The sequence below is a fragment of the Bacillus cereus group sp. BfR-BA-01381 genome (genome assembly GCF_022663555.1).
Lineage (GTDB): Bacteria > Bacillota > Bacilli > Bacillales > Bacillaceae_G > Bacillus_A > Bacillus_A pacificus.
Genome location: NZ_JAKUFR010000001.1, coordinates 62754 through 87174, shown reverse-complemented (window position 1 = coordinate 87174; position 24421 = coordinate 62754). Strand labels below are relative to the sequence as shown.

Sequence of the window (24421 nt, the reverse complement as noted above, 5' to 3'; positions counted from 1 at the left end):
CCAATACCTCCGCATCACTTATATAGATTAAGTATAGCAAATTGGCTGGGTAAAAAAACAGCCAATTGGACGGTGTTATATCCAGCCAATTTTACTATGCTAAATATGGAAGGGGAGATTCGGATGAAAAGATGGACAATGGAATGGCTCCTAGTATCAGTAGCATTAGTATGGGGAGCAAATTATACAATTGGAAAGTATGGCGTGGCATTTATGTCATCCATTCAATTTAATAGTTTACGATTTTTAGTAGCATCACCTGTATTATTACTTATTACTTTTATAATGGAACGCTCATTACGTATTGAAAGAAAAGATTGGCTACGATTAGTAGCAGTAGGTATCGTTGGTACGACAATGTATCAAACGATGTTTATGCTATCTGTAAAATATACTTCAGCAACGAACGCCTCATTATTAATTGCGATGTCACCTATATTTACAGGGATATTAGCGGTATTGCACAAACAAGAACGTTTTTCGATGAAAGTACAAATTGGTTCAATAGTAGCGTTTATTGGTGCAGCATTCGTTTTATTAACAGGACATACAGGAGGAGCTACTTACGAGTATGCATGGCTCGGAAATATAATTGGATTAGTAGCAGCAATTGCGTGGGGATGGTATCCAATATTAGCGCAACCTCTTATCACAAAATACTCCGCAATGAGAGTCACATCATGGTCTACTTTAATTGGAATTGTACCTCTCGTTATATACTGTTTATTCAACGTAAACACATTAACGTGGCCAGTAGATACGTCAAGCTGGGGATCACTAGCATATTCAATCATCTTTGCGACCATCTTTGGGCTAGCGATGTGGTATGTCGGCATTAGTCAAATCGGTTCAACGAAAGTAATGGTTTATATGTATCTCGTGCCATTGTTCGCAGTTATCTTTGCAGCAGTAACAATCGGAGAGCAGATCAATATGATGCAACTCGTTGGTGGACTTATCATCTTTATCGGCTTATACGTTGTAAAAAAAGGCGGAATGAAAAAGCCAGCTCTCAATTTGAAAAAAGTAAGCTAACAGTAAAAAGGATCTCTTTCATATAGAAGGAGATCCTTTTTTATTTCGTAATAAAAGTGCTTCTTCAACCGCCCATTTTTGATGATCGTGAAGTAGAAGTTCTACAGCATGTAATGGAGACATCCATCTTAGAACGTGATCCTCCTCACAGTTTTCAGTTTGTTTCTGCACCATGTTCGTAATATAAAAGAACCCATCATTTAAATAATAAGTATCTTCCTTTTCAGCATAAAAATACCGCATTGCATTACCGATATACTGATCAATTTCAATTGTCCATCCTAATTCCTCTAGTAATTCACGATGTAAGCATTCATCTTTTGTTTCGGTACCTTCCATACCGCCGCCGGGTAAAAAGTAGCGTTCTCCTTTTTGGATAATAGCAATCTTTGAAGAGGTTGAGTTAAAAATAATTGCATAACAACTAGGTCGTAATACATATTGCTCAGTAGGCTTTTTATAACCAAAAGTAAGTTTAGATATCATAAAACACGACCTTTCTCTATAAAATACATAAAAGGGATATTAAGGTAAATGTAGAGTTATATAAGTATAATCTTAATAGATTGGAGTGGTAACAACATGATAAATCGAAAATGTTCAAGATGTAAAGAAATAACCGGTACATTGCATGGTGGTAAAAAAATTAAGGAAGAATTTTTGTGTGAAGATTGTCTGCAAAAAGGAATTGAGAGTGGGGAAATCGAATTATCACAAGTAGAGCAAGAACAAACTTCGTATCTTTCTATAAAGATATTAAAAATAATGAGTGTGATTTATTTAATAGGATCTATTTTAATGGCTTTTTCTGCCGGAACTCTTATACATGACCCAGGATTTGGAGAAGTATCAATTTCAGGATCAGGTGCAGTTGGCGTAATTATTATTGGATCTATATTCCAGTCTGTCCTTGTATTTTGCGGAATATGGGTATTCATCCTATTAGTAGAAACAGTCATTAAAATTTATGAAAAAATGAAGTGAGTGAGAGGGAGAAACATATGCGAGTAAGAAACATTCAAGGGGAAGATTATGTAAAGATTCATTCTGTTTTAAATGATTGGTGGGGCGGGAGAGATATGGCAGCTATGTTGCCAAAACTGTTCTTCGTTCACTTTCAAGAAACGAGTTTTATCATTGAAGAAGAAGGCGAAACGTTAGGTTTCTTATGCGGATTCTTTTCGCAAACGCATAAAGAGGAAGCGTACGTTCATTTTATCGGAGTAAATCCGAAGTATAGAAGAAGGGGAATCGCATCGACATTGTATTCTTACTTCTTTGATGTTGCGCGTGCAAACAATCGTAAAGTTATAAAAGCAATCACATCACCGGTTAATAAAAAATCGATACAGTTTCATAGGGAGATTGGCTTTCAAATTGAGGCTGGGGATGATGAGATAGAGGGTGTATCGGTACATACAAATTATGATGGGAACGGTGGTAGTAGAGTTTTATTTTTGAAAAATGTGTAAAAGTAGGCTAGCACAAAGTTAGCCTTTTTGTTGTGAGGAGCTAGAAGTATGGAGAATAAACAAAGTAGAAATGAGTATTTACAGCGCATATACAAAGTACAAAATTATATAGAATCACACATAAATGATTCACTTTCAATTGAAGAGCTGGCCGATGTAGCAGGATTTTCAAAGTTTCATTTTCATCGGATTTTTAAAGGAATAGTAGACGAGCCGTTATCTCGGTATGTGAATCGCTTGAAGTTAGAAAGGGCAACAAATCTACTTACATATCGCCCGGATATGACGATTACAGATATCGCTTACCATTTTGGTTTCACAGATTCAGCAGTTTTCTCCCGTACATTTAAAAATTATTACGGAGTAAGTCCGTCTCAATATCGAAACGACAATAGCAAGAATTGCAAAGACGTAAGAAGAACTTCTCAATACAATGAATGTAAGAAGGTTCGAGGGAATGTTGAAATTGTAACAGCGGACGATATAAACGTCTCATACATAAGACATATCGGTACATATGAAGAGTTAACTATAGCTTTTCCGAAAATGATAGAGAAACTATTTCATTACGCAGCCAAGCAAAACTATCATGTATTTGAGGATACGAAAGTATTAACCATTTACCACGATCATCATGAATTTACGGAGGACAATCATTTAAGAACAAGTTTATGTATAACAATTCCGGGTGAATCTGCAATAGAAACGAATGACATTGGAATAATGGTAATACCTTCAGGCAAGTATGTAGTAGGACATTTTGAAATATTTCAAGATGAATATAAAAGAGCATGGGACTTTATATATGGTGAGTTGCTCCCAAATAGCGGATATAAACCGAGAGATTCGTATCCTTTTGAAGTATATAGAAATGATCCAAAGCAGCACCCGGAAAATAAACATACAGTTGATATATATGTACCTATCGAACCTTTTTAATGATAGGTTAAAGGGGAAGGAATAATGAAAACTGCTGAAAAGTTAGATCAGATTATACAAGAAGAATATGGAAATGTGAATGGTATGTTAGTAGTGCAGAAAGGTAATGTTATTTTTGAAAAATATTATAACGGTTACGGTCCAAATGATGCATTTCATGTAGCGTCTGTCACAAAAACGATAATCTCTGCGCTAATTGGGATATGTATAGATAAGGGCTATATAAAAAGCGTTGATCAAAGAGTAATAGAGTTTTTCCCGGAATATAACGTTTATTCATCTGAAGTAACAGTACGCCATCTTCTAACGATGACAGCTCCACATCCTTTCGTAGACTGGCAGGAACAGTTAGAAGAACTATGTACGCAACAAGATTGGATACAGTATACGTTAAATAGGATAGGAAAAGGCGGAGAAATTGGGGCTTTTAAATATTCATCTGCAGGAGCTCATTTATTATCAGCAATTATTACAAGCGTAACAGGAAAAAGTGCGCGTGAATTTGCGAATGAATACTTATTTCAGCCACTCGGCACGAGAGAAATTCCAAACTATAATATGAAAGCATTTGGATTTGATGACTTATTCGGAAAAGATGTAAAAGGATGGGTTCATGATCCAAACGGAATTTCGACAGGCGGCTGGGGACTAACGTTAACGGTTAAAGATATGGCTAAGTTTGGACAGCTGTATTTGAATGAAGGTATTCATAATGGAAAACAAATACTATCAAAATCATGGATAAAAGAATCGACAGAAATGAACCAAAATCAATATGGTTATTTATGGTGGTTACGAGAAGAGGATGGAATCTTTTCATACTGTGCAATGGGCGATGGTGGGAATGTGATTTGCTGCGTACCAGGGAAGGAACTGGTGGTGGCGATTGCTTCTGAAGTCATACCGAATACAGGGGATAGATGGAAGTTAATTAAAGAGTGCATATTTCCTTATTTAAAAGATTAATATGGCTATTTTTATAAAAATAAGAATGAAAGGTTTAGTTAAACTTGTTTTGTTCTTCAGGATAGAAAAAAGTATTGTATTAACCAAGTTGTTCAACTAAGATTAGAAAACTTCAACACCTATACGATTATTGAATAATTGCAAGGTGTTGAAGTACTTTATAATTTGTTTAGGTACTCTTAACTATTTTTTAACTTTTTGATGTATTAGATACATCATGCCAAACACAATTACCAGCAAGATAAATTTAATTAATTCCATTAGGCTAATATCCCATTTTGTTTCTACTCCATCTGTTAAATAAAATACATTGAACATGCCATGTAAAATTGCAGGTGTTATCACAGAATGGCTATACTCTCTCGTATACGTCAAAATTATAGATAAAATAAATAATAACGAGAGATAGCTTAATATTCCTACAAACCATAATTCATAGTTTTTATAAAAGATTGATACTGGTAAATGCCATAAAGACCAAAGCGATGCAGTAATGATTGCTGTTTGTTTTAATGAATATTTTTTTCGTAAATGGTAATGGAAATTTCCACGCCATATGATTTCTTCTAAAAATGCAGATAAAGCAGCAATTGTAAGGCCAATGAGTAGGAGAAGTCCCAATTCATTATAATGATTAAATAAGAATTTTATATTATAAATATAAAAATAGAAATGTAGACATAGCCCTAGAATTATTGGGAATAAAATGGAGAAAATCAAAGTTCTTATTTTTGGACGTGAAATTCCAAATGTATGAACTATTTTTTGTTTCTTATATAATTTCTGATATAAAATAGCAGCTAAAAGCGGAATGATCATCGTAAACCCTAAATAATTACGACCATTTTCTATGTTCAGTAAGCTAATATATACAAGAGATGTGAGGCAATACATACATAATGTTGAATGGTAAACTATGTTTCTATTAATATTGTTCACCTACTTACATGTATAAGTGATTAATCAAATATCCGATATTTTAATTATATATGAAATGGAAATTACATATGTTGAATTTGTAGAAAAATTTAAACGCTCCCCGTAACTTTCCTCAATAAAAAATCGTTAAACATTAGGAAGGGTTATTAATCGCGAATGGGGGAGCACCATGAAAATTTTAATACTAGGTGGTACACGATTTTTAGGAAGAGTTGTTGTAGAAGAGGCTTTACAGAGAGGGCATGAAGTAACATTATTTAACCGCGGAACAAACAAAGAAATCTTTCCTGAAGTGGAGCAGCTTATCGGTGACAGAAATGGTGATGTATCAAGTTTAGAAAATCGAAAATGGGATGTTGTCGTAGATACATGTGGGTTTTCTCCACATCACATTAGAAATGTTGGAGAAGTGCTTAAAGATAATATTGAACACTATATATTCATCTCAAGCCTTTCCGTATATAAAGATTGGATTCCACATCATATAAAAGAAGACTATATATTACAACCTGAACCGACGGCTGAGCAAATAAAGGCTGTAGAAAATGGTGAAATATCTCCTTATGAGCATTATGGTGCGCTGAAAGTATTATGCGAAAAAGAAGCAGAGAAGTATTGGCCGGGGCGTGTTTTACACGTAAGAGCAGGACTTCTTTCAGGGATGTTTGATTATACAGATCGGCTTCCATACTGGATTGGGCGTGTAGCAAAGGAAGGAAAAGTGTTAGTTCCAGGAAGAAAAGACCGTCTAGTGCAGATAGTTGATATAAAAGACGTCGCAAACTGGGGACTAAACATGGCAGAAAATAATAAAGTAGGTACATTCAATGTTACAGGTCCGAATTATGAATTGACGATGGAAGAGCTATTGAATACGTGTAAAAAGGTTACGAATAGTGATGCTGCATTCGTTTGGGTAGATGAATCATTTATGAATGAACATAAAGTACAGCCTTGGACAGAGATGCCACTATGGCTTCCTGAAACTTTTTCATTAGAAGGTGAGCCAAAGCCGTGGAAAGGTGGTTTTTCTATTAATATTGAAAGTGCTGTTAAAGAAGGACTTACTTTTAGAAGGTTAGAAGATACAATTGCAGATGTGTATGTGTGGATGAAGGGTATGGACGAATGGGAATTAAAAGCAGGTATTTCAGGCAAGAGGGAGAAGTGTTTGTTAGAAAAGTGGTATCAATAAATTCAGAGTAGCCTTATATATAATTGATTGAATATTAGGAGGAGAAAAGGTGATGTGGAAAGACACCATTCATAGTATCTCATCAAACTTAAATTTGAAAAATCCAGCTACGAATGATGAACTTACTGATATACAAAGATGTTTACATGTGGAGTTACCGAATGATCTATATCAATTATTACAGGAAACAAACGGTATAGAAGGTGAGTACGGGGACTTTATATGGCCTGCTTCAAAAATTAAAACTGAAAATATGAATATGAGAAATATAGTTGATTTTAAAGATTTATACATGCCTTTGGATTGTTTATTATTTTTTGCTGATGGCGGAAATGGTGATTTGTTTGGTTATTCTGTTTTGAATGGAATGGTACAAAGAGATGATATATATGTATGGAATCATGAAAATGATAGTAGAACGTGGGTTGCGCCTTCTTTAAAAACTTTCATGGAGTGGTGGGAGAGTGGGAAGATAACAATTTAAATATAGTATCAAGAAAAAGCGCCTTGTTATTAAAGAAACAAGGCGCTTTTTCTTGTGTACTGTTATTGTAATAGATGCATATGTATAATTGATGGAAAAAGATTCGGAAGATTAAAAAACTATTGAATGGACTAGAAAAATTTAGTAATCTTATTTGTACGATACATACATAATAGTTTTATAGCGGTTTTTAAATGAAGTATAGGAGGCAATCGTTGTGGATCTTACGTTCAAAGTTGAGGAAACATGTTTTAATTACCGAGTCGGAGCCATTTGTAAACAAGGTAATAAAATCCTTATATTGCAAGGTAATGGTGAAGATTTTTGGTACGTACCAGGCGGTAGAGTGAAAATGCTAGAAAATAGTGAAGACGCGTTAAAACGAGAACTTGCGGAAGAATTAGCTGTTCCTATTAAAGTAAAGAGATTACTATGGTCAGTAGAAAATTTCTTCACACTTTCTGAGCGAAAGTTTCATGAGATTAGTTTTTATTATGAAGTAGAGCTACATGAATTACCTGCAAATGGAGCAGATCAATATATTTTGGAAGAAGAGGATAGAACATATTTGTTTAAGTGGGTGCCAGTAGAAGAGTTACATGCATATAATTTACAGCCCGCATTTATAAAAGAGAAAGTAAAAGATATAGCAGTTCATACAGAACATATCGTTTTACAAGATTAAATGTATTCGGAGGGGAAAACGGTGAAGAGGACTAAAAAAAAGATACATATAAATGACAAAGTAATTTATTACACACATATCGAAAAAGGTTCTAGTACGGTTTGCTTTATGTTCTCAGGTTCAGGATATAATTATGATAAGCCGTTATTTTATTATGCAACGATGTTAATGCTAGAAAAGAAAATAGATGTTGTACATATTCATTATTCTTACGACGAACAAGCAATGAATAAACCAATAGAAGAAGTAACGAAAGTAATGATGGATGATATTAATCCCGTAATAAATGAAGTGTTGAAAAATGAACAATACAGCAAATCGATGTTTTTAGGGAAATCACTCGGAACAATTCCAATTGCGAATGATTTAATGAAGAGAGAAGAGTTTTTACAGTCGAAAATGATAGTACTTACACCTTTACTAAATTTTGAATCTATTTTCGAATCTATTTTACATAGTAATCACGAAGGACTTTTAGTTATTGGGGATAAAGATCATCATTATAATGCAAATAAAATTGATCAGTTATATAAAACGAATTTAACGATCAACGTTGTCAAAAATGCAAATCATTCTGTGAATGTTGGAGAATTTGAAACAGAGAATTCAATTGAAGCAATAGCGAAAATAATAGAAAAGCTTAAAGAAATTGTTAGGGAAAACTAACTTATCAATACATGCAAAAAGAGGTGCGAACTGCACCTCTTTTACTTTAATAAGCCCTCAACACATGAAGCAAATAATCTTTCCGATTCAGCGGATTATAATCAACACGTTTTCGAGTAGGGAAGGGAGGTCTCAGCTTTGTGAAACCAGCTGGCTTCGTTGAAAATATGCCTTCTCCTTCTGTAAAGGAATGGAGCATGCGTTTAAAATTCTCTGTTTTTGCAACAGGTAATGATCCTGTTAACTGATAAGAATCATTATTGAATATAGGCTCTGCAAAAGTTGCTGAAATAGCAGCGAGCTTATACATTGCAGTACTAATTGCATGTTCTGGTACAGTTAATTCAAACTTATTTACTGGTTCATATACATATGTTTCAGCTTGCTTTAAAGCATCCATTAAAACGAGCGGCGTTAAGTTTCTAAAGTCACTCGCTGTTGTAACAGGACTAGCATAACCTGTATGAGTTAACGTAACGATAATATCCGTAACTTCCCATCCGTATAAACCTTGTTTTAACGTTTGAAATACAGTATCTTCAATCGCTTTATGAAAGGCTAAAGGTAGTGAGCCAAGTTCAACGCCTAATGTATATGTTATGCCAGAATTAAGTTCACCACGTTCAACTTTGAATCCAACTGTTGCGTAAAATGGATTCGTTTTTTCACCCATTATTTCAACGGAAATCCCAATGCCAATTGGCTTCTCAATACATACAACTCGCGTATTTGAAAAAGTAACCTGCAAATTATATTTCTCAAAAAGAGTTGTTTCAATTACTTCTTTTTGTACTTCACCGAACAGGCGAATATATAGTTCGTTATGAGCATCGTCTTTCCACACTTTAATGAGTGGATCTTCTTCACATAGTTCCATAAGTGCAGCGTATAAATCATGAATTCGTTCTTTAGGTACTGCATCGATGGCAGCTTCCATTTGTGGTTCGGCAAAGTGAATGTCTTTTATATAATCAGTTCGTTCACCGATAATATCACCAATTTTAATATCACTTAGTCCCCACACTTTGCAAAATTCTCCGCTAGGAACGGTAGAAGTTTGAACGGTATCTCCATTATGAAACATGCACATTTTTTTAATCTTTTCCTTATGTGGTAGAGACTGAACGCGCTGTATATCAACATGTTTTCTAACGTGTAAGTTACCAGAAAAAACTCTTACATATGCAATCTTTTCTCCAGAAGGTTCACGTTCAATTTTAAAAACAATACCGGACAATTCTTCATCTTGAGACAGATTATTAGCTGGAAGTAAGGCTGAAATATTTTCAAGTAGTTCAGATACTCCTATACCCGTCATTGCGGAACCGAAGAAAATCGGATACACATTTGCTTGCGCTATTTGTTTAATGAGTTCTTTTCTTAACATTGTGTCCGTTACGATTTCGTTATTTACATATGACTCAAGTAACGATTCATTATATGGTGCTAATCGTTCTATACAATCATCATATGATTTATATTCAATAATACGAGCTTCCTTTGTTCCTTCGTTTAGGACAGAGTAAAAGGGGAATGCTTCATTTGAAAGAATCGTTTTTATTTGCTTTACAACTTTTTCACTATTTGCACCACGACGATCAATTTTATTTACAAATAAAATAGTCGGTATGTTTAGTTTCTGTAACGTTCGCATTAAAATCTTCGTTTGTGCTTGCACACCTTCAACGGCAGAAATAACTAAAATCGCACCGTCTAAAACGCGGAATGATCGCTCCACTTCAGCGATAAAATCAGCGTGTCCCGGTGTATCGATGACATTTACTTTTAAGTCATCAATAAAGAAAGAAACGACGGATGCTTTAATCGTAATTCCGCGCTGCCTTTCTAATTCCATTGAGTCTGTTTGCGTACTTCCGCCATCAACTCGGCCAATTTCTTTAATCACATTCGTTTCATAAAGAATACGTTCAGTCAAACTCGTCTTGCCAGCGTCTACGTGCGCGACAATCCCTATATTTATTGTTGTCATATATCAATATCCTCATTTCATTTTCCATTTTCATTTCCTCATTTCTATTTGTGTATTGCCGCATTACAATCACTCTCCAGTCATTTAAATTATTACTATTATAATGTAATTTACATTTTTTGTAACGCTACAAAGCGCCTTAATTTGGAAAAAATACAATGAAAACAAAATGCTTGCATTCTTAATCGATATAGATTATATTAATTGACGTATCAACTATTGATGCATCAAATATTTTTATTTTGTATGTAAAGGAGGGGTAATTTGACAAGTTCATGCTCAAAAGAAGCGATTATTTTATATAAATTACACTTTCTAAATAAAGAAGTAAGTTCGAAATTTGAAGGGTGTACGGGTATGAGCCAGTCTCGATTAGAGCTTATACTTCAGTTATTTGAAGTAGGTGAAATTAGTCAAAAAGCACTTCAGCAAGAAGTGAATATTGATAATGCAGCGATAACGAGGCATTTAAAGCAGCTTGAGGCTAATGAAATGATTGTAAGACGTAAAAATCCAGATGATAACAGAATTACGTTAGTTTCTCTAACTGAAGAGGGACGAAATAAAATTCAGGCGTTTCAAGAGGAAAAAGAACGTTTTGCAGCATCTGCATTTAAAGGATTAAGTGAGGAAGAACGCGATAATCTTTTAACTATGTTAAATCACATTCAAGAAAATATAAAAGAATTATAAAAAAGGGAGAAAACAACTATGACTAACTCAGTAAAAACAAATGATTTTAACGAAATTTTAACAGGACGTCGTTCCATTCGTAAATACGACTCATCAGTGAAAATTAGCAAAGAAGAAATGACAGAAATTCTTACAGAAGCAACACTTGCACCATCATCAGTAAACATGCAACCATGGAGATTCCTTGTGATTGAAAGTGACGAAGCGAAAGCAACACTTGCACCGCTTGCGAAATTCAATCAATCACAAGTAGAAACATCTTCAGCAATGATCGCTGTATTCGGTGACTTAAACAACTTTGATAACGCAGAAGAAATTTACGGTACAGCAGTAGAGCGCGGACTTATGCCAGCTGAAGTAAAAGAAGATCAAATGAAAAAACTTTCAGCTTACTTCTCAATGGTTACACCAGAAATAATGAAAGACACAGTACTAATTGACGGTGGTCTTGTAGCAATGCAATTTATGCTAGCAGCTCGTGCTCACGGTTATGATACTTGCCCAATTGGTGGATTTGAAAAAGACCAAATCGCAGAAGCATTTGGACTAGATAAAGAACGCTACGTACCAGTTATGTTAATTTCAATCGGAAAAGCTGCTGATAGTGGTTACCAATCAGTACGTCTTCCAGTTGAAAAAGTTGCTGAGTGGAAGTAATTTCAAAAGAAATAAGTGAAATATGAGAGGAGAAACACCATGATTATTATTCACGCAACATTTCAAGTAGATCCAGCGAAACAACAAACATTTTTAGAAGAAGTTCAACCATTACTTCATGGTTCAAGAGAAGAAAGTGGAAATGTATCTTATGATCTTTATAAAGATGTAGAAAAAGAAAATGTGTATACGATGGTAGAAGTATGGAAAGATGAAGTAGCAGTTGCGAGTCATAATACGAGTGAACACTTCACATCTTTCGTTAGCAAAGTAAAACAGTTTTTAACTGCTCCTCTTGATATAAAAGCTTATAATGGAGAGTTAGTAAAATAATGAGAAAGATGACTTTAGCTTATAGTGCTAAGGTCATCTTTTTTATTTTGACAGGAATATATTTACTTTTATCGTAATGTGTTATAATTTGGAAAATAATAATTCTTAATTTTCAGAACAAAAGAAAGTGGGGGGATAAATAGATGAACACATTAAAGAAAATCACTAATAATATTTCGAAAGTTATTATAGGAAAAGATGAATCCATAGAACTTGCAGCCATTGCTCTAATAGCAAAAGGACATATTTTATTAGAAGATGTACCGGGGACAGGAAAAACAACACTAGCGAAAAGTTTGGCTAAAAGCGTGGACGCAAAATTTCAAAGAATACAATTTACAGCGGATACTTTGCCCGGAGATGTTATTGGTCTCGAATATTTTGATGTGAAGGATTCGGAATTTAAAACGAGGTTAGGTCCTATTTTTGCAAATATAGTAGTAGTGGATGAAATTAATCGTGCTGTACCGAGAACACAATCTTCGTTATTAGAAGTGATGGAAGAACGTACTGTTACAATTGCGAAACAGACACATTCCTTACCAGAACCTTTTTTAGTAATTGCAACGCAAAATCCTCTTGAATCGGCCGGTACATTTCCTTTACCTGATGCTCAGTTAGACCGGTTTTTACTCACAATACGCCAAGGTTATCCTACGAGAGAAGCTGAAAAGGAAATGATGAATCGGTTTCAAATGAATGATCCGTTAGAAACGTTACATTCTATTATTTCAAGTGAAGAAATTATTACGATGCAAAAGCGTGCAAGAGAAGTGTTAGTAGGGAATGATGTACAAGATTATCTTCTTGAAATTATTGAGGCAACGCGTAAGCATGAGCTAATTGAAATTGGTGTAAGTCCGCGCGGCACATTGGCATTTATGAGAGCGATTCAAGCACGGGCAATATTAAATGAAAGAGATTACTGTACGCCAGATGATATAAAACAACTTGCTGCATCCGTATGCGCTCATCGTTTAACGTTAACGATTGAGGGGGAGATGAAAACGACGAAAGAACAAATCATGAAAGAAATTCTTCATACGATTGATGTGCCAGTGGAGAATGTACGATGAATCAACAGCTTGTGTATACACCTTTAGCGGAGCCTTTCGTAATGGGAGTTATGTCAGTTGTAGCCGTTATTTTATGTATATTTTCAAGTAATCTACTGTTTTTATCTCTCGTATTTTTGTATGTAATTTTAATAGGTGCTATGCATGTTTATATACGTAAAGTATCTCGTGTTGAATGGGAATACAGTCAAGGAAATTCGAATGTTTTTATAGGTGAAACGAACAGATGCAAAATAAAAATTTCAAACAAATCAATTTTTCCTATTTTTAATGTTGTATTTCGATTTAAGTGTGAAAATAAGCTAACTTGGAATCATGATGAAATAAACAAAAATCATAGTACAGGTTCAAATTATTATATGAATTTTAATTTAAAAGGAAGAGAGTCAGTTTTATTTGATTTACAAGCTGTAGCTGTAAAAAGGGGAATTGCGAGATGGGAAGAAGTTGAAATTGTCATTACAGATCCCTTTGGATTTATGACGAACCATATAACATATAAACAAGTTGAAACACCGACCTATTTAGTTTTACCAGCTGTTCCGAAAATGCAAGTTCCTGAATTACAAGAATGGTCACGAGGATTTCGAAAAGCGATGTCATCACCCTTATATGATGAAACGAAGGTAATGGGAGTGAAGTCGTATGAAAATGAAGATTTTCGTTCTATCCACTGGAGTGCGACAGCGAAAACAGGGGCGATAACTGCAAAAAAATACGAGCGAACACAATCAGATAAATATGCGATTTATCTAAACTTGCAAAACAAAAGTGGTATTTCTTTGAGAAATGATACAGAGGAACTCATTGAATTAACGGCAGGCGTATGTAAACAACTGCTTATGCAAAACTGTTCATTTGAAGTATGGATCAATAGCGTAAAAGATAATGGATTACTACATATAAAAAACGGGGATAATCGGAAACACTTGCAAAATGTATTAAAGGTGCTTGCCTCCATATCAGATCAGGATACACCTGTATCTTCTTCTTATTTTTACACAGCTGGATTCCGGCGAAAGGAACTGGATGCGGTTCCTTTAATTCTTGGTACTTCACCAAAGAAATACAGTAGAACGAATAAATGGATTGTAATGAAAGAATAAGAAGGGGCTTATGTCATGGTTAATAAAGCGCGGCATATGAAAGTGGAGTTGTGGAGTGTAAGAGCTTTAATCATACTTTTCTTTGCGATTAGTGCAATAACGTTATCACAAGGTGTTGTGTATGTGCAAGACATAGTAAAAGAACGTTTTTTTAATAAGACGGAGACAATGTTGGAAAGAAATTATGATTTTACTAGTATAAACGAACAGTTTGATGAGCCTGAAAGAATTATAGATGAAGAAACAGGAGTTGTAGATACAAGAACGAAAATAAATAGGAAAATCCCGCTTTTCAAACGGGAGAATTCATGGAGTGATGTGCTTTCAAATTCATGGATTAGTATAGTTTTTTATGTAATGATTGCAGGGATAATTATATATTTTCTTTATAAATCCGTTAGGAAAAAGGTAACAAAACCAGAAATAGAACAGGAGAAAAAATCGGTAACAAAAGAAAATATGGTAAAAACCGAAAATAACAAGAAAGTCATTCATCAGTTAGAACAGCCGTTACCGCCAGATACGATAAGGAAAACGTTAGTTGAATGGGAAAGAACATTACCATTTCATGAACAGAGAAGGTCCTATGAAACGATGCAACAATGGTTAAAAAGAATTTGTAGAACAAGGGATATTATCCCGTTATATGAGTCTGTTCGTTATGGGGAAAAGACGTATACGGATTTAGATGTGGAAGAAATAATGAAGTGGGTAGAGGGAGATGGGAAAGGGGATACATAAATATCTACCTTTTCTTTTTTTATACGAAAATTTGATTAACATGAATTATTTTCTTATATGAAACCGTATTTAAATAGGTAAACAAAATTAACATTATTTACTTATACTTCATTACATGTTAACCTATACTTAATTTTTATAAATTATAATTAATTTTTAAGTTTTTTAAGGGTGTGAACATGTAATGAAATCGGTATTAAAAAGCATACTTATTTCCTTTGTTTTTTCTGCAGTAAGTATGTGTTGGTTGCTGTTCTTATTATTCAAAGGGGACGGAGACTGGTTATTGTCTTGGATAGGCGTATTAATGGCATATTTATCTTTATTCATTTTAATAGATTTATATTGTAAAACTACATACGACAAAAAAATAAATAAATGGCTTATAAAAACATCGGTGACTAGCTTTAGTTTTGCTGTGTTAGGAATTTCATTTTGCATCATACACGAGCTATTAACACCATGGAGTCTCAGTTTAATGGTGTGGTATTGGTTGGTAATGTTAGTGTTATTTTTAACGACTATACTATCATTAGTCAGTCTCGTATTTGTTAATCGTAAAAATCATAATTTCACCGGTGGATATAGAATACTTATACTTCTAAATGTACTGCTTACGTTAGGACCAGTATTATGGCCACTATTACTTTCTATTATCGGAAATGGCATGAACGCTAGTGCAGGATGGTAAAAGTGAATAAACTAAAAAAATGGTATAGAGTTTTAAATATGTAAGAGAACGTGTTTTCATAAATTGAAAACACGTTCTCTTTTATTTTCATACATTACTTTTTTCTTGTTGTTAAATTTTAAGAGTAAGTATTTCGTAAGGAATGGATAAGAAAAAAGAGAGTTTTATCATATAGGATAAAAGTATAGCTTGAATCAATACGATATGAATAGGGGAGAGAGAATCTTATGAAAAAACGTAATTCAATGAAGTTAGCGAGTTTGACAGTTTTATTAGTGGGTACCACTCTATTCACACCAGGTTTTACTGTAAATGCAGAGTCTACTCAAAATATTTCTAATTCTTCACAAGAACCTAATCAAAAGAATCGGAATGGTTGGAAACAAGTAATGCAGGAAACTATACAAATTGGGGCGCCAGGGGTATTAGCTAAGACGTCTAATAAAGGGAAAATTAATAGTTATACTGCTGGTGTGGCGGATTTAAGTACAAAGAAACCGGTGAAATCGGATTATCGCTTTCGGATTGGTAGTGTGACGAAAACTTTTACCGCCACGACTGTCCTTCAATTAGTAGGAGAAAATCGCGTACAACTTGACGATCCAATTGAAAAGTGGCTGCCGGGTCTCGTACAAGGAAATGGGTATGATGGAAATGAAATTACGATACGACAACTTTTGAATCATACGAGTGGCATCGCTGAATATTTAAAATCAAAAGACGCTGACGTAATGAATTCGAAAAAAACGTATACAGCAGAAGAAATAGTGAAAATAGGCCTTTCTCTGCCTCCAGATTTCTCGCCGGGCAAAGACTGGTTGTATTCAAACACAGGATATGTAATATTGGGAATGCTAATTGAAAAAATAACTGGTAATAGTTATGCGGAAGAAATTGAAAATCGAATTATTGAACCTTTGGATTTGTCAAATACGTTTTTACCAGGAAATTCACCCGTCATCCCAGGAAAGAATCATGCTCGTGGATATGTGAAAATGGAAGAAACAGGCGAGTTGAAAGACATTACGTATTATAATCCGAGTTTAGCTAATGCAGCTGGAGATATGATTTCTAATGCTGATGATTTAAACAAGTTCTTTTCATCTTTACTCGGTGGTAAGTTACTGAAGGAACGCGAGCTAAAAGAAATGCTTACTACAGTTCCTGTAGAAGGAAAAGGGGTTGGTGATGGATATGGTCTTGGAATCTATGAGACTAAACTTCCAAATGGTGTCTCAGTATGGGGGCACGGAGGATCAATTCCTGGATTTATGACTTTTGCTGGTGGAGTAATTGGAGGCAAGCATACATTTGCTGTCAATGTTAACTCTTTAGGTCCGGTTGATATTCTTACACAGTTTAATAAAATGATGCAAGTTGAATTTAATAAATAATAGATGAAAAGAGTTCTACTATAGAGGTATATAAGGATTTGTATGTGATTTAATTGTTATTAAAATATACTCTTAAAAAATCCCGAATCATGAGCAATTTACTTCCCATGATTCGGGATTTTTATGTGCTGTTACAAGAAAAGTAATGATGTATTTGAATTTCTTCATTTTACTATAAATCTATTATATTTATTTGATATTTCTTATTTATAGTGACTTTTACATTTTTAAAATATTGAAACATACAAAGGTAAGTAGTTCTAGATTTCGGAGTTAATAATAAGTAAATTCTGATTTTTGTTGAAAAATATTTAAATGCATTTCCGTAATTTACATAATAAGGTACTTTTATCGTATGAATTAATAACAAATAGAATTAAGTATACAAACATAGATAATTATGATTTGCATAAAAATGATTGACTATTATGGAAATAATGATTAATATAGGTTTTATATTTTAATTCCATTTATGTTACAAATATGTATTTTATTTCAAATTTAATTGTGTCGTAAACTATAATTGAATATATTGTGAAAAAGAATAGGGAGCGGGAACAGCAATAGAAAAGGCTATCTTTTCAAATTGTGTAATGAAATCAAAGGGGAGGATAAATATGTATAAACAAGTAGTAGAACTGTTAGAAGAAGCAGCTATATCGTATAAACAATATACATATGAGCCAATATTAGATTATGAAACAGATAGAAAAATTAGAGAAAGGTTTAAATTAGAAGGTGTACCCAGTAAAAGTTTATTTTTAAAAGATAAATCAAATAACTATTACATATTTGTAACTGTTGAAGGAGAAAAATTAGATTCAAAACTTATGAAAAATTTGGTTAGAAAAAGGATTTCTATTTGTTCAGCCGAGGAGTTAATAGAAAAAACTTCTTGTGTTCCAGGGTGTGTATCTCCATTTGGCTATTCAGATGAAATCACACTTATTATAGATCGAAAAATTTATAACTATAATAAATTTTTGTTATCTCCCGGTATACCTGAGATAACAATTGAAATACCTATAAAAAGTATAAATAAAATCTTAAATATTGTTGAGAATAATATTTTAATATATGAGAAAAAATCATAAATATATTAGGGGGGATTTTAGTAATGCCAACTACAAAAATGTATTTATATGATCAAAAGAGAATAATTGAAGAACAAAATAAAGGGATTTTAGATGAGTGGAAAACTATATCTTTCAATAATTTTCACGATAGCATTTTAGATCACTCTAAACCATTTCCGTGTTATTTTGCAGTAGATTCTGAGAAACATGGTTGGTCTAGATATATATTTTCTGAATCGGCTTATGATGAAAATGAATTGTTCAAACTAAGAGATGGGATTTATGAATATATTAAAACATATCAACAAATTGCAAAGAGAACTACTTTAGTAATATTTTTTAAACCATCTAATAAACAATTACTGGCTGAAGAATACAAAAAACAATTTTGGAATGTATTACAATTTTTAATGAAAAATGATCCGGAGCCATGGAATGCAGAAATACCAATAGATCCTTATAACGCTAAATGGGAATTTTGTTTTGGTGGTGAACCTATATTTGTCGTTTGTAGGGCTCCAATATATTCTGAGAGAAAAAGTAGATATACAGGAACCGGCCTTGAAATTACGTTACAACCTCGAGGTACTCTAGATGATATTACAGGTGATACAAAACAAGGGAAACAAGTAAGGAAAGTGATTAGAAAACGTTTGTTAGCATATGATGATATTCCAATGCATCCAGATATAGGGGATTACGGAATAAAAGAAACCTTTGAATGGAAACAATATATGCTACCAGAAACAAATGAAGAAAGTGTAATGAGATGTCCTATTACGGGGTTGAAGAAAAATGATTAGCATGATATTTAGTTATATATTATTAGGGATTTCATTGTCTGCACCAGTCGGTCCGATTAATGTTGCTCAAATAAATAAAGGAATAAAAAATGGTTTTTTGAGTGCATGGTTAGTAGGAGTTGGAGCAATGTCAGCAGATGTTGTAATGATGTTTTTAATTTACTTTGGTATTTCGACTTATTTAACAACTCCAGTTGCTCAACTTTGTATTTGGATTTTTGGTTTTGTAACGATGATTTATTTAGGCTATGAAAGTATGAAGGAAGCTACTAAACAAGTTCAATATATTTCATCAGGTGAAAAAGAACATCCTTTAAAATCTTTTCTATCGGGGTTTGCTATCGCAATTTCTAATCCATTAAATATTATTTTTTGGATAGGGATATATGGATCAGTTCTAACTAGTGCTATGAATACTATTGGAAAAGAACAAGCTTTATGGTATAGTGCAGCCATTTTTGCTGGGATTATGCTTTGGGATATATTTATGGCTACATCTATTCATTTTGGTAGAAGATTTATTAATCATACAGTAATGAAATGGATTTCTATAGTAGCAGGCATTGTTTTAATTCTGTTTGGAATATATTTTGGCTACGAGGTAGTAAGAGGAACTGCTCAACTGTTGTGAACTTTTTGATGATTAGAGAGAATAGTGATTTATTAGAAATTTATTCATCGCGAATCTTTTGGTTTTTGGATTTGTTAATCGATGGGTATAGGTTAATTCCTTATAGTAAAAGACTTATAGAATCATTCTATAAGTCTTTTTATTGCTGTATAGAAAAATATATAGGCACATTCTCTTCTCACAAGGAGAAATAAAATTTTTAACAAGAGTGATAAAATAAATATACAAGCAGTAAACTTTGTTTTAAACCATTACAACCTAAATTAGAAGCAAACTTAAATATTATATGGAAAAAGAATCAAGTGTTTTCAAATGCAGCCTATGCCTTTATCAATCAGCTCCGAAATAGTATAAACTAATCATAATGTAAAATGCAAAGCGTGCCATCGTATTAAGGTGACACGTTTTTGCTCTTACGTAATATTCATTATTCTTTCAAATCCAGTAAAACAACTTCACAGAAATGTTCATGTTCAAATGAGGAAGAAGTGAACAATAAAACGAATGTTATTCTGAAAATTGTTATTTTTGTAATTGTTAAATATAATAGGGATACGTATTGAGTGGGCTTGAATGAAAAATGATTTATTTGATTAATTATTTCTTGACTTAACTAATATAGCATTGGAGTGAAATACATTGGGACAAAATCAGTTTAGATGGAGTAACAAGCAATTGCGAGAACATGTTGAAATAATAGACGGTACAAGAAGTCCACACAAATTATTAAAGAATGCAACATACTTAAATTCCTATATACGTGAATGGATGCAAGCGAATATTTGGATCTATGATGACCGTATTATATATGTAGGTGAAAAACTACCAGAGCAACTACATGAATGTGAAGTTACTGATTGTGATGGAAAGTATGTAGTTCCTAGTTACATAGAACCGCATGCACATCCATATCAATTATATAACCCAGAGACGTTAGCGAATCATGCGATGCAATCCGGGACAACAACTTTTATTAATGATAATTTAACTCTATTTTTCACATTAAAGCGTGAAGAATCATTTCATTTATTAGATGAATTTGAAAAGCTTCCAGCTAGTATGTATTGGTGGTGCCGTTTTGATGGACAAACTGAATTGCAAAATGGGGAATCTTTATTTAATAGTGAAGAAATAATAGAATGGCTACAGCATGAAGCAGTTCTTCAAGGAGGAGAGCTAACAGCGTGGCCAAAACTATTACATGGCGATGATGAAATGTTAAATTGGGTGCAGGAAACGAAGCGATTGCAGAAAAAAGTAGAAGGGCATTTTCCAGGAGCATCAGAAGCAACGTTAGTAAAATTAAAACTGTTAGGTACAGACTGTGATCATGAAGCGATGACGGGTCAAGAGGCGTTAACACGTCTTATGCAAGGTTACACTGTCTCTCTTCGAAACTCTTCGATCCGACCAGATTTAGAAGTTTTACTGAAGGAATTACTGGAATTAGGTGTGAAGCAATTTGATAGATTCATTTTCACAACAGATGGTTCTCACCCGTCCTTTTATGAAAACGGAATGACGAATATAATGATTACTACTGCTATAAAGCAAGGTGTTCCAGTAATAGATGCATATCATATGGCAAGTTATAATATTGCTCGTTATTATAATATGGAGCATATACATGGTTCGATTGGGACAGGTAGAATTGCTAATATCAATATTTTAGAAAGTAAAGAAAACCCAGTACCAACGAGCGTTATTGCAAAGGGGAAATGGGTGAAGCGTGACGGTGTAAATACACATGAAGCATTACATATAGACTGGGGTAAATGTAAAGTAACTCCATTATCATTAGATTGGTCCATAGAAAAAGAAGATATGATTTTCTCTAATAAAACGGGTATGCACTTATTAAATAACGTTATTACAAAACCATATACTAGTAAAATCAACATAGAATGTAATGAATTATCAACAGATCATGATGAATGTTTCCTTATGATGATTGCTCGTGATGGCAGTTGGCGAGTGAATACAGTTGTGAAAGGTTTTGCGAAAGAACTAGGTGGGCTTGCTAGCTCTTATTCTGGTACAGGTGACATCATTCTTATCGGAAAAAGAAAAGAAGATATGCTTATAGCTTTTCATAGAGTAAAAGAACTTGGCGGGGGAATGGTAATAGCTGAGAAGAATGAAGTATTACATGAAATCGCATTACCATTGCTCGGAATTATGTCTAATTTAAAAATGAGTGAATTAATACAGGAAGAGAAACAGATGGTGAAATTACTACAAGAGCGTGGCTACGCGTATGATGATCCAGCATTTACAATTTTATTCTTTTCTGCAACGCACTTGCCTTTTATACGGGTAACGCCTATAGGGCTATATGACGTAAAAAGTGGAAGGGTAGTTGCTTCGCCGGTGAATTTGATAAAGCAATTATAGAAGAAACTCCTCCACTTTAGTAGTTATTTATAGTGGGGGAGTTTTATATTATGAATGCATTTCCATTCATAATAATAATCTTAAAAATAATGTTTAGCGAGAATATATTTTAAAAACCAACTTGACACATAGGGATTGATGGATTAATATGTGGATATTACTTATTTTACCACTCATTATTTTAATGCTAAAACAATTTGAATAGCTGATTGGATAACCAAAGGCACGTATACATTTCGAAATTTTGAAATGTGTTCGTGCCTTTTTGTATTATTCATAGAGCAAGGAGCGGAGGAGATATGAATAAAACGATGCCAACATTAATTGAAGAAACAGATTGGTTGTTTCGTAAAATGGTCCGTAAATTTGTGAAGGAACGCGACAAAATTAAGATTGAAGGTATTATGTTGCCGGGCTTCTTAATATTAAACAAAATTATTCAAGATGGTGAGCAACGTCTAACTGATTTGGCAGAAGAACTGGATTTGACATCAGGAGCGATTACGGCATTATGCGATAAGTTAGAAGAAAGAGGCCTGGCTATTCGGAAACGTCATCAGGAAGATAGACGAATCACTTTACTTGATATTACTGAAGATGGCCTGAAATTTATAAAGCGAAATCATAATATAAGAACAAGTTTTATGTCTGTTTTATTCGATGGATTTTCAACAGAAGAATTACAAGTGCAGGCCGAAGTTTTTAAACGCTTAGCCCATAATTTAGAACAACTTTCTCATACGATTATGAAACTAAGTAATGAGAATAGGGAGGAGTAACGAAGAATGCTATTAGTCTAGTTATTAAGGACTGAAAATTCAAAAAATGATAATGTGAATAGGAGTGGAAAGAATGGGACATCCAACAATTTATCCAACAGGGGCAACAGTATATAATCCCGGGAAAGCTTGGAGTGGTTATACAATTTATCAAGCTGCAGATCATGGTGCTTTATTAATTGATATGAATGGGAAAGAAGTACACTTATGGAAAGGGTTACGGGGATTTCCAAACAAGGTGTTACCAGGCGGATATGTTTTTGGTCATACAGCACAAAGAGATCCTGAGTTTGGTTTTCAGGATGAAGTCGATTTAGTTCAAGTTGACTGGGAAGGAAACATCGTCTGGAAATTTAACCGTCTGGAACATATTGAAGACCCAGGACATGCCTCGCAGTGGATGGCTAGAGCTCATCATGATTACCAACGGGAAGGAAATCCTGTCGGGTACTATGCGCCAGGATTAGAGCCGAAAACAGAAAGTGGAAATACGCTAATTTTAGCGCATAAAAATGTACATAATCCGAATATCTCCGATAAGCCGTTATTAGATGATGTAATTATTGAAGTAGATTGGAAAGGGAATATTATTTGGGAATGGGCTGTCAGTGATCATTTTGAAGAACTTGGATTTGATGAAAGTGCTAAAAATGTACTATTCCGTAATCCTAATATTAGATCCTTTGGTGGTAATTCGGATGGAGATTGGATGCATATCAATTCTATGTCTACAATTGGTCCGAATAAGTTTTATGATCAAGGAGATGAACGTTTTCATCCTGAAAATATTATTTGGGATGCTAGGGAGTCAAATATAATTGCCATTATTGATAAAAAGACAGGAAATATAGTTTGGAAACTCGGTCCTGATTATTCTAGCCCAGATGTTAAGCATTTAGGATGGATCATTGGACAACATCATGCACATATCATTCCGAAAGGATTGCCTGGAGAAGGGAATTTACTCGTATTTGATAATGGTGGTTGGGCAGGATACGGTCTTCCAAATCCTGCATCTCCGTACGGTTCCAAAAATGCTGTTCGTGATCACTCGAGGATTTTAGAAATTAATCCAGTAACTTTAGAAATTGAATGGCAATATACGCCAACTGAAGCTGGATATCAAGCTCCTTTAGATTCATATCGATTTTACAGTCCATATATTAGTTCTGCCCAAAGGCTACCAAACGGAAATACATTGATTACTGAAGGAGCAGATGGTCGGATTTTTGAAGTTACTCGTGAGCATGAGCTTGTATGGGAATATATTTCACCATATAAAAATAACAGAAACTCAAATATGGTTTACCGTGCGTATCGTGTACCGTATGAGTGGGTACCTCAACTAGAAAAACCAGAGGAGAAAGAAATTATTCCCCTTGATATAGCAGCATTTAGAGTACCAAATGCTGCAGAAGCTGGTACGGAATCCGTTGTGACAGTCGAAGGGACAATATCTTACGGCACCGGAGATTTTTGTGTAGCGACATTGGAAGAAATAAATAAAAAACGAGATTAACGCTAGTAAATTAAAGTGTGGGGAGAGTAATTTCCCCCCACTTATTAAAATGAACTTGATAGGTTCGTTATATGACAAAATGTTGCCATTTCTTTATTTGTAATAATTTAACGTAATATTGTGGTGAAATAAAATCCCGCTTCAAGTTTGAACAAAT

At 33.9% G+C, this 24421-nt stretch carries 26 protein-coding genes; 23 read left to right on the top strand and 3 right to left on the bottom strand.

Annotated features, from left to right (window positions below; genetic code table 11):
• Positions 1–123: 123 nt before the first annotated feature.
• Positions 124–1035: a DMT family transporter gene (locus tag MR079_RS00425; protein ID WP_242293278.1), complete on the top strand. Its 912-nt coding sequence runs from the start codon at positions 124–126 to the stop codon at positions 1033–1035.
• An 18-nt stretch (positions 1036–1053) separates the two neighbouring features.
• Here MR079_RS00425 and MR079_RS00420 read toward each other — a convergent pair whose 3' ends face one another.
• The gene (locus MR079_RS00420; protein ID WP_139865988.1) at positions 1054–1521 is read right to left on the bottom strand and encodes an NUDIX hydrolase; all 468 of its coding nucleotides are present in this window, start codon (positions 1519–1521) and stop codon (positions 1054–1056) included.
• Positions 1522–1617: 96 nt separating this feature from the next.
• Here MR079_RS00420 and MR079_RS00415 point away from each other — a divergent pair, with 96 nt between their 5' ends.
• Genes MR079_RS00415 through MR079_RS00400 form a run of 4 tightly spaced genes read left to right on the top strand, consistent with a single transcriptional unit; the run spans position 1618 to position 4412 of the window.
• Positions 1618–2019, top strand: a complete 402-nt coding sequence (locus MR079_RS00415; RefSeq protein WP_139865987.1) for a DUF3980 domain-containing protein — start codon at positions 1618–1620, stop codon at positions 2017–2019.
• Between the two features lie 17 nt (positions 2020–2036).
• The gene (locus MR079_RS00410) at positions 2037–2507 is read left to right on the top strand and encodes a GNAT family N-acetyltransferase (protein ID WP_001266056.1); all 471 of its coding nucleotides are present in this window, start codon (positions 2037–2039) and stop codon (positions 2505–2507) included.
• A gap of 48 nt (positions 2508–2555) precedes the next feature.
• Positions 2556–3446: an AraC family transcriptional regulator gene (locus MR079_RS00405; protein ID WP_242293277.1), complete on the top strand. Its 891-nt coding sequence runs from the start codon at positions 2556–2558 to the stop codon at positions 3444–3446.
• 24 nt (positions 3447–3470) lie between these two features.
• A complete protein-coding gene (locus MR079_RS00400) occupies positions 3471–4412 on the top strand; it encodes a serine hydrolase domain-containing protein (protein WP_242293276.1) in 942 nt (313 codons plus the stop codon).
• 183 nt (positions 4413–4595) lie between these two features.
• On the opposite strand, the gene MR079_RS00395 is transcribed toward MR079_RS00400, so the two are convergent.
• The gene (locus tag MR079_RS00395; protein WP_139865984.1) at positions 4596–5351 is read right to left on the bottom strand and encodes a CPBP family intramembrane glutamic endopeptidase; all 756 of its coding nucleotides are present in this window, start codon (positions 5349–5351) and stop codon (positions 4596–4598) included.
• 169 nt (positions 5352–5520) lie between these two features.
• Here MR079_RS00395 and MR079_RS00390 point away from each other — a divergent pair, with 169 nt between their 5' ends.
• The 4 genes from MR079_RS00390 (at position 5521) to MR079_RS00375 (ending at position 8381) form a co-directional block, all read left to right on the top strand.
• Positions 5521–6546: an SDR family oxidoreductase gene (locus MR079_RS00390; protein WP_139865983.1), complete on the top strand. Its 1026-nt coding sequence runs from the start codon at positions 5521–5523 to the stop codon at positions 6544–6546.
• A 52-nt stretch (positions 6547–6598) separates the two neighbouring features.
• Positions 6599–7030 carry an SMI1/KNR4 family protein gene (locus MR079_RS00385; RefSeq protein ID WP_061182882.1) on the top strand — a complete coding sequence of 144 codons (432 nt, stop codon included), beginning with the start codon at positions 6599–6601 and terminating at the stop codon, positions 7028–7030.
• A 217-nt stretch (positions 7031–7247) separates the two neighbouring features.
• Positions 7248–7715, top strand: a complete 468-nt coding sequence (locus tag MR079_RS00380) for an NUDIX hydrolase (protein ID WP_139865982.1) — start codon at positions 7248–7250, stop codon at positions 7713–7715.
• 21 nt (positions 7716–7736) lie between these two features.
• Complete coding sequence (locus MR079_RS00375; RefSeq protein WP_242293275.1) at positions 7737–8381, top strand: alpha/beta family hydrolase; 645 nt, start codon at positions 7737–7739, stop codon at positions 8379–8381.
• Between the two features lie 46 nt (positions 8382–8427).
• On the opposite strand, the gene MR079_RS00370 is transcribed toward MR079_RS00375, so the two are convergent.
• The gene (locus MR079_RS00370) at positions 8428–10371 is read right to left on the bottom strand and encodes an elongation factor G (RefSeq protein WP_242293274.1); all 1944 of its coding nucleotides are present in this window, start codon (positions 10369–10371) and stop codon (positions 8428–8430) included.
• 264 nt (positions 10372–10635) lie between these two features.
• Between MR079_RS00370 and MR079_RS00365 the strand changes: the two genes are divergently transcribed.
• The 14 genes from MR079_RS00365 (at position 10636) to MR079_RS00295 (ending at position 24264) form a co-directional block, all read left to right on the top strand.
• On the top strand, positions 10636–11064 hold the full coding sequence (locus tag MR079_RS00365) for a MarR family winged helix-turn-helix transcriptional regulator (RefSeq protein ID WP_139865979.1): 429 nt from the start codon (positions 10636–10638) through the stop codon (positions 11062–11064).
• Between the two features lie 18 nt (positions 11065–11082).
• Entirely contained in the window at positions 11083–11721 is a 639-nt protein-coding gene (locus tag MR079_RS00360) for a nitroreductase family protein (RefSeq protein WP_242293273.1), read from the top strand.
• Positions 11722–11760: 39 nt separating this feature from the next.
• Positions 11761–12054, top strand: coding sequence for a putative quinol monooxygenase (locus tag MR079_RS00355; RefSeq protein WP_062821704.1), 294 nt, complete (start codon positions 11761–11763; stop codon positions 12052–12054).
• Positions 12055–12197: 143 nt separating this feature from the next.
• Entirely contained in the window at positions 12198–13130 is a 933-nt protein-coding gene (locus tag MR079_RS00350) for an AAA family ATPase (RefSeq protein WP_242293272.1), read from the top strand.
• Positions 13127–14236 (top strand): DUF58 domain-containing protein, encoded by a 1110-nt coding sequence (locus MR079_RS00345; protein ID WP_139865976.1) that lies wholly within the window; start codon positions 13127–13129, stop codon positions 14234–14236. Before MR079_RS00350 ends, MR079_RS00345 begins: the two co-directional genes overlap by 4 nt.
• Positions 14237–14251: 15 nt before the next feature.
• Positions 14252–14977 (top strand): signal peptidase II, encoded by a 726-nt coding sequence (locus MR079_RS00340; RefSeq protein ID WP_139865975.1) that lies wholly within the window; start codon positions 14252–14254, stop codon positions 14975–14977.
• Positions 14978–15161: 184 nt separating this feature from the next.
• Positions 15162–15668, top strand: a complete 507-nt coding sequence (locus MR079_RS00335) for a DUF3902 family protein (RefSeq protein ID WP_139865974.1) — start codon at positions 15162–15164, stop codon at positions 15666–15668.
• Between the two features lie 227 nt (positions 15669–15895).
• Positions 15896–17062 carry a serine hydrolase domain-containing protein gene (locus MR079_RS00330; RefSeq protein WP_139865973.1) on the top strand — a complete coding sequence of 389 codons (1167 nt, stop codon included), beginning with the start codon at positions 15896–15898 and terminating at the stop codon, positions 17060–17062.
• A gap of 617 nt (positions 17063–17679) precedes the next feature.
• Complete coding sequence (locus tag MR079_RS00325; protein ID WP_242293271.1) at positions 17680–18156, top strand: YbaK/EbsC family protein; 477 nt, start codon at positions 17680–17682, stop codon at positions 18154–18156.
• A gap of 23 nt (positions 18157–18179) precedes the next feature.
• Positions 18180–18941: a YqcI/YcgG family protein gene (locus MR079_RS00320; RefSeq protein WP_139865971.1), complete on the top strand. Its 762-nt coding sequence runs from the start codon at positions 18180–18182 to the stop codon at positions 18939–18941.
• Positions 18934–19572: a LysE family translocator gene (locus tag MR079_RS00315; RefSeq protein WP_242293270.1), complete on the top strand. Its 639-nt coding sequence runs from the start codon at positions 18934–18936 to the stop codon at positions 19570–19572. The genes MR079_RS00320 and MR079_RS00315 overlap by 8 nt, the downstream gene beginning before the upstream one ends.
• A gap of 639 nt (positions 19573–20211) precedes the next feature.
• Positions 20212–21966, top strand: coding sequence for an adenine deaminase C-terminal domain-containing protein (locus tag MR079_RS00305; RefSeq protein WP_242293269.1), 1755 nt, complete (start codon positions 20212–20214; stop codon positions 21964–21966).
• Between the two features lie 299 nt (positions 21967–22265).
• On the top strand, positions 22266–22745 hold the full coding sequence (locus MR079_RS00300; RefSeq protein ID WP_070806360.1) for a MarR family winged helix-turn-helix transcriptional regulator: 480 nt from the start codon (positions 22266–22268) through the stop codon (positions 22743–22745).
• Positions 22746–22818: 73 nt separating this feature from the next.
• Positions 22819–24264, top strand: a complete 1446-nt coding sequence (locus tag MR079_RS00295) for an aryl-sulfate sulfotransferase (RefSeq protein WP_000509958.1) — start codon at positions 22819–22821, stop codon at positions 24262–24264.
• Positions 24265–24421: the final 157 nt, after the last annotated feature.

Coding starts and splice junctions, on each gene's coding strand:
- MR079_RS00295 (WP_000509958.1), top strand. CDS start 22,819: ATGGGACATCCAACAATTTATCCAACAGGGGCAACAGTATATAATCCC.
- MR079_RS00400 (WP_242293276.1), top strand. CDS start 3,471: ATGAAAACTGCTGAAAAGTTAGATCAGATTATACAAGAAGAATATGGA.
- MR079_RS00340 (WP_139865975.1), top strand. CDS start 14,252: ATGGTTAATAAAGCGCGGCATATGAAAGTGGAGTTGTGGAGTGTAAGA.
- MR079_RS00330 (WP_139865973.1), top strand. CDS start 15,896: ATGAAAAAACGTAATTCAATGAAGTTAGCGAGTTTGACAGTTTTATTA.
- MR079_RS00360 (WP_242293273.1), top strand. CDS start 11,083: ATGACTAACTCAGTAAAAACAAATGATTTTAACGAAATTTTAACAGGA.
- MR079_RS00425 (WP_242293278.1), top strand. CDS start 124: ATGAAAAGATGGACAATGGAATGGCTCCTAGTATCAGTAGCATTAGTA.
- MR079_RS00345 (WP_139865976.1), top strand. CDS start 13,127: ATGAATCAACAGCTTGTGTATACACCTTTAGCGGAGCCTTTCGTAATG.
- MR079_RS00390 (WP_139865983.1), top strand. CDS start 5,521: ATGAAAATTTTAATACTAGGTGGTACACGATTTTTAGGAAGAGTTGTT.
- MR079_RS00405 (WP_242293277.1), top strand. CDS start 2,556: ATGGAGAATAAACAAAGTAGAAATGAGTATTTACAGCGCATATACAAA.
- MR079_RS00300 (WP_070806360.1), top strand. CDS start 22,266: ATGAATAAAACGATGCCAACATTAATTGAAGAAACAGATTGGTTGTTT.
- MR079_RS00420 (WP_139865988.1), bottom strand. CDS start 1,521: ATGATATCTAAACTTACTTTTGGTTATAAAAAGCCTACTGAGCAATAT.
- MR079_RS00385 (WP_061182882.1), top strand. CDS start 6,599: ATGTGGAAAGACACCATTCATAGTATCTCATCAAACTTAAATTTGAAA.
- MR079_RS00320 (WP_139865971.1), top strand. CDS start 18,180: ATGCCAACTACAAAAATGTATTTATATGATCAAAAGAGAATAATTGAA.
- MR079_RS00355 (WP_062821704.1), top strand. CDS start 11,761: ATGATTATTATTCACGCAACATTTCAAGTAGATCCAGCGAAACAACAA.
- MR079_RS00350 (WP_242293272.1), top strand. CDS start 12,198: ATGAACACATTAAAGAAAATCACTAATAATATTTCGAAAGTTATTATA.
- MR079_RS00315 (WP_242293270.1), top strand. CDS start 18,934: ATGATTAGCATGATATTTAGTTATATATTATTAGGGATTTCATTGTCT.
- MR079_RS00335 (WP_139865974.1), top strand. CDS start 15,162: ATGAAATCGGTATTAAAAAGCATACTTATTTCCTTTGTTTTTTCTGCA.
- MR079_RS00370 (WP_242293274.1), bottom strand. CDS start 10,371: ATGACAACAATAAATATAGGGATTGTCGCGCACGTAGACGCTGGCAAG.
- MR079_RS00325 (WP_242293271.1), top strand. CDS start 17,680: ATGTATAAACAAGTAGTAGAACTGTTAGAAGAAGCAGCTATATCGTAT.
- MR079_RS00410 (WP_001266056.1), top strand. CDS start 2,037: ATGCGAGTAAGAAACATTCAAGGGGAAGATTATGTAAAGATTCATTCT.
- MR079_RS00415 (WP_139865987.1), top strand. CDS start 1,618: ATGATAAATCGAAAATGTTCAAGATGTAAAGAAATAACCGGTACATTG.